Below are 4,360 nucleotides of genomic sequence, written 5' to 3'. Positions count from 1 at the left end.
TTCGTGCGAACAGCACTTCAACCAGGCGGACATTCTAAATCTAATCGTTGTGTTCTGTGGTGGCATAAGACTCTTCGATCACTAGGTTAATAGGTCTTTTGAGTTTATATTTTCGATTTGACTCAATCCAGTTTTCGGGAATTGTCCGGTTTGGCTTATCAAAATTGGTATCTGTGAACGCAGGTAACACACCATAGGACTTGGCGAAAACCACAATCAGACAGGGGGCCTTCTCGAGAAAGGGTTTGTTTTGGTCGGTTCCCAAGGGAGCCAATGCATCCAAACCATTCTTGTGGCGCCCGTGTCTGGTAGAATTCTCTCTCTTCGATTTCGGCTGCCTCTCGAATTTGCTTTTTGATATTCGGCTCAGTAACCGCAAAATACGTCCATAATCCCGCAGCAGAACCGATGAGCATCCCCCAGAAAGCTCCGTGCCGGCTTGCGCTTTTCCAGGAGGGGGGGTGTACACGACCAAGCCTTTAACCTACAAATTTGGGAACAATACTGTAACTTCAAATCCCGACGCAAACGGTTTTTCCGATCTGCCTGTGACAGTTATTTCCTATGCCGCTGCGAGATTATCTTTGATCGACACGCTCTGCAGTCCAGTTGAGTAGGACGGTGATGGGTGATGAAGTCCGGTTTTCCACGACTTGATTGATCAGGAAACGTTGTCCATCAGGATGAACAACGTAGTGGTTCCGATAACTGATCAAGGATATGGAGGGAACCAACGTTTCGAAGAGTTCGACAGGAACGCTGGGGGCAAATGTAGAGCCGCTTACAAGTTCCACCGACATAAGCTTGAACTTCGGGCTAATGTAGAACAGCTCTTTACTGTCTCCCCGCCAGTTAGGCATATCTCCTCCATCTGTAGAGATCTGCCATTTGCTACCAGGGGTTGGAAAAGATTGAATATACACTTGCGCTTCTCCCGATTCATCTGAAACATAAGCGATCCACTTGCCGTCCGGAGATATTTGCGCATGGCTTTCATTGAACGGCGTCTGCAAAAAGGGAACCGGTTTTTGGTTCCCGGTGGCAGCTAAGAGGTAAAGATCCATCTTCGTTTTCGGATCCGTATTTTCAAAAACGATCCATCGCCCGTCCGGAGACCAATCATCCACCCACTTTGCAACATTCGACTTGAATAATAGCTCCTTCTCACCTGCTCCACTGGCGAGCTTTTGATACAAATCTTCTTGACCCTCCTTGTTAGACGAAAACACAATCCTGGTCCCGTCCGGGGACCAGGTGGGAACGTTATCGTCAGCGTCATCGAAAGTGAATCTGGAAACGACACCTCTTGCGGTTTCTATCAGATAAATATCTGCAGCTCCAATTTTAGAGTCCTGAATCCAAACCGCGACTCGTTTTCCATCCGGCGACAGATCTGGCTCATAGTAGGCCCCGGGAGGGCCAATTGCGCCAAGATCCTTTCCATTCCTGTCAAACCATTTGAGTTGCCTGCTGATCAGCGTGATCGGGCTGAAGGCAATGACACCATTTTGGGAAACTGAAAAATTTGCATAACCGGTAGGACCAGCCCACGCATACTGCCCAACATTTTCAGCGACGCGAACAAGCTCTCCGGAGAGTTCCAGCTTTTTTGAATCGAATCGCCGGCAAATCAGCGAAGCTGATTGAACATAGAATAAGTAACCCGGGGCAGCATATTCAGCTTTCCCACTGGCGGTAAGAAGGAAATTCCGTTCTTTAGAATCAAGTGATCCAAGAAAAATACCCTGGGTTTCCGCCTTTCCGGAGTACACGTAATACAAAAAACGGCGGCCATCAGGCAAGAAGTGGGGAAAGCGGTGGCTGGTCTCACCGCGTGGCACATCTAGAGTTGTTATGGGCTTAGAAACTCCCCCTGTTACAGGGATGTTGTACAGGCCCGCTCCAAAGTCGGGGGCAAAAAGAATCACGCCACTCGGACTCCAGCTCCCACCTCCGGCGATACTTACATCTGACAATACTTGAGGACTTCCGCCCGATATGTCGATTATTTTAAGTTTTCGATCAGCGAAAAAACCGATTGAACGATTGTCCGGAGACCAGAAAGGAAAACTGGCTCCTTCTGTTCCGCCTAATTCATGAAGGGCGACAGAATCCATATGGCGGATCCAGATTGAACTGTTTTTCCCTTCAGAGGCGGCAGCAATAAAAGCCAACATGCGTCCATCAGGAGAAACCGCCAACATGTCGGATGTTTCCGTCTGTTCGTGAGCGTCTGTACTCACCGTCCGCATAATCGTAAACCGAACCGGAAGCTTTTCCTGATCCGAAACTCGAAAATACGCAATTGCAAACACCAGGCTTGCAATAAGGAAAATTCCCGCAGTCACCCATGCGGCGACATTCCAGTTTCTTCGATCAGTAGTCGCCGGCGCCAAAGCTCCAGTCTGGGAGCCAGCATCCGCCATCCATTTTAGTTCAAGCTGCAGATCATGCGCTGTTTGCCATCGATCTTCCGGATCCTTTGCCAGACAAGTCCTCACAACACGATACAATGCAGGCGGTGACATATGCTGGATCGTTGAGATCGCAGCAGGCTCATCTCTTAAAATTGCTGAAATCAAGTTCACCTGGCTGTTCCCTTCGAAAGCGCGTTTGCCGGTGGCCATTTCGTAAAGTAGCGCGCCAAAAGCAAAGATGTCTGTGCGTGCATCTGCTTCCTTTCCTTGTAGCTGTTCAGGCGCCATGTATGCAAGGGTTCCCAGGATTGTGCCCTCCGCCGTTAATGGCTGGCTGGCTGTAGGAAGAGCGGAATCTCCGGTTTGGCGGATCAGAGGAGCTTCTTTTCGCGCGAGTCCGAAATCCAGAAGTTTGGCACCGGATTTCGTGAGCATGATGTTTCCGGGTTTTAAATCGCGATGTATGACGCCATGCCGGTGTGCTTTGTCTAGCGCATCCGCAATGTGGATCGAATACTTTAGTAATTCGGACGTGCTCAGTGGCCCTCTAACTAACCGTGACTGCAGCGTTTCTCCTTCAATGAATTCCATCACAAGGTAATCAATCTCGTTCTGCCGGCCGATATCATGAACTGTGCAAATGTGGGGATGATTCAAGCTTGAAACTGTACGTGCTTCGCGTTCAAATCGTTGTTTCAGAGTTGAATTTGCTGAAAGATGTACAGGAAGAATCTTAATCGCCACGAGCCGGTCCAGGCGCGTGTCTTTCGCCCGATACACTTCACCCATCCCTCCTGCCCCAATTTGAGAGAGAATCTCGTAAGGGCCAAGAAATGTGCCCGAAGGAAGGCTCGAAACCATAAGAAACTAATTATAGTACTGCCGCCATCAAGTTCGGGACAGCGACTTTGCCAACAATGCCGATCGAAAGAAAAAACGGAATAGAAAGGGAGTCTGATAGGCACGTCTGCGCATCAAGCTTACTCACTGAGTCAGCTTGCTTTTCACATGATCGAGCCAGCTTAGGATGATGTGCAGTTCGACAGGCTGCTGCTCTTCTGCTGGCTTGATCGCAAGAAACCTGCCGTCAGGCGCAATATCATATTCGATGCTGTGGTCCGCCACAACGGAAATGAGCCCTGGTGCCGTCTCACAACCGTTTTTCGCGATTTCCACAGGCTACACTACTGGCGGGCTTTTTGGTAATACAATTTGCCAAGAGCGGCGTAGCCGAAGGAATCGTTACGTTTTGACTGAGTCCTTTGTTCCATTAAACGAATCGATGAGTCAATCGGATTGGTGGCCGATGTTTTGCTCAGTGCAAACAGATTGGCCTGCGCTAATAACAGGGGAATCATCACAAAAGCGAACTGTTGAAGAAACTTGATCATGATAAACCTCATGATTCTGGGGCGACGTTCAATCGCCCCAGAAAAATGTCCTTAAGATCAGTTAGCTGCTTGAAGATACGGAAAAGTATTGGAGAATGTTGAATCGTTCGCGACGCAGTCAGAGGTGACTGCGGAGTTGGTAACGATACCAAGCTCAATATCGATTACATCATCTGCCAATTTGCGTCCGTTCAAGAAGCCTGATGTGGAAGAAGTATCAACCGTGAGAATATCAGGCAGAAGAATGCCAGCCAATATGTTTACAACCGGATCGTTCCCGTAAAAGATCTGCAACGTATCAACAACTTCACCGCGAAAATCACGCTGATCGCGGCGCGGTTTTCCAGCGTTGAAGGCGTTTTTCTGGGAAGCTTCGTTCGGTTCGAACGGGTTAGCCGGAATGAAAACAGTATTGATAGCAGGGCGGCCCATGCGATCAATCTGAGCATTATTGTGACGCGATGCGAATTCAATGCTCTGTTTGTGGAAAAGATCTTCGGCAACTCGAGGCGATGTCTTCCAATATTCCGGAGCTGGAACAGTGGTTTGGGA

General features: G+C 48.9%; 4 protein-coding genes and 1 pseudogene. All 5 read right to left on the bottom strand.

Annotated elements, in window-relative coordinates:
* Positions 1 to 205: 205 nt before the first annotated feature.
* Positions 206 to 374, bottom strand: a pseudogene (locus L0156_03280) (nitroreductase family protein).
* Positions 375 to 578: 204 nt separating this feature from the next.
* Positions 579 to 3,278 carry a protein kinase gene (locus L0156_03275; protein ID MCI0602010.1) on the bottom strand — a complete coding sequence of 900 codons (2,700 nt, stop codon included), beginning with the start codon at positions 3,276 to 3,278 and terminating at the stop codon, positions 579 to 581.
* Positions 3,279 to 3,401: 123 nt separating this feature from the next.
* Entirely contained in the window at positions 3,402 to 3,593 is a 192-nt protein-coding gene (locus L0156_03270) for a hypothetical protein (GenBank protein ID MCI0602009.1), read from the bottom strand.
* 8 nt (positions 3,594 to 3,601) lie between these two features.
* A complete protein-coding gene (locus tag L0156_03265) occupies positions 3,602 to 3,808 on the bottom strand; it encodes a hypothetical protein (protein MCI0602008.1) in 207 nt (68 codons plus the stop codon).
* 57 nt (positions 3,809 to 3,865) lie between these two features.
* Positions 3,866 to 4,360 (bottom strand): DUF4331 domain-containing protein (locus L0156_03260; protein ID MCI0602007.1); only part of this gene is annotated, 495 nt, incomplete at its 5' end.

This window comes from bacterium (assembly GCA_022616075.1).
In the GTDB taxonomy this organism is placed as follows: Bacteria; Acidobacteriota; HRBIN11; order JAKEFK01; family JAKEFK01; genus JAKEFK01.
Note: the sequence above shows the minus strand (reverse complement) of the source record. Positions and strands in the feature narration are given on the sequence as shown.

Coding starts and splice junctions, on each gene's coding strand:
- L0156_03265 (MCI0602008.1), bottom strand. CDS start 3,808: ATGATCAAGTTTCTTCAACAGTTCGCTTTTGTGATGATTCCCCTGTTA.
- L0156_03275 (MCI0602010.1), bottom strand. CDS start 3,278: ATGGTTTCGAGCCTTCCTTCGGGCACATTTCTTGGCCCTTACGAGATT.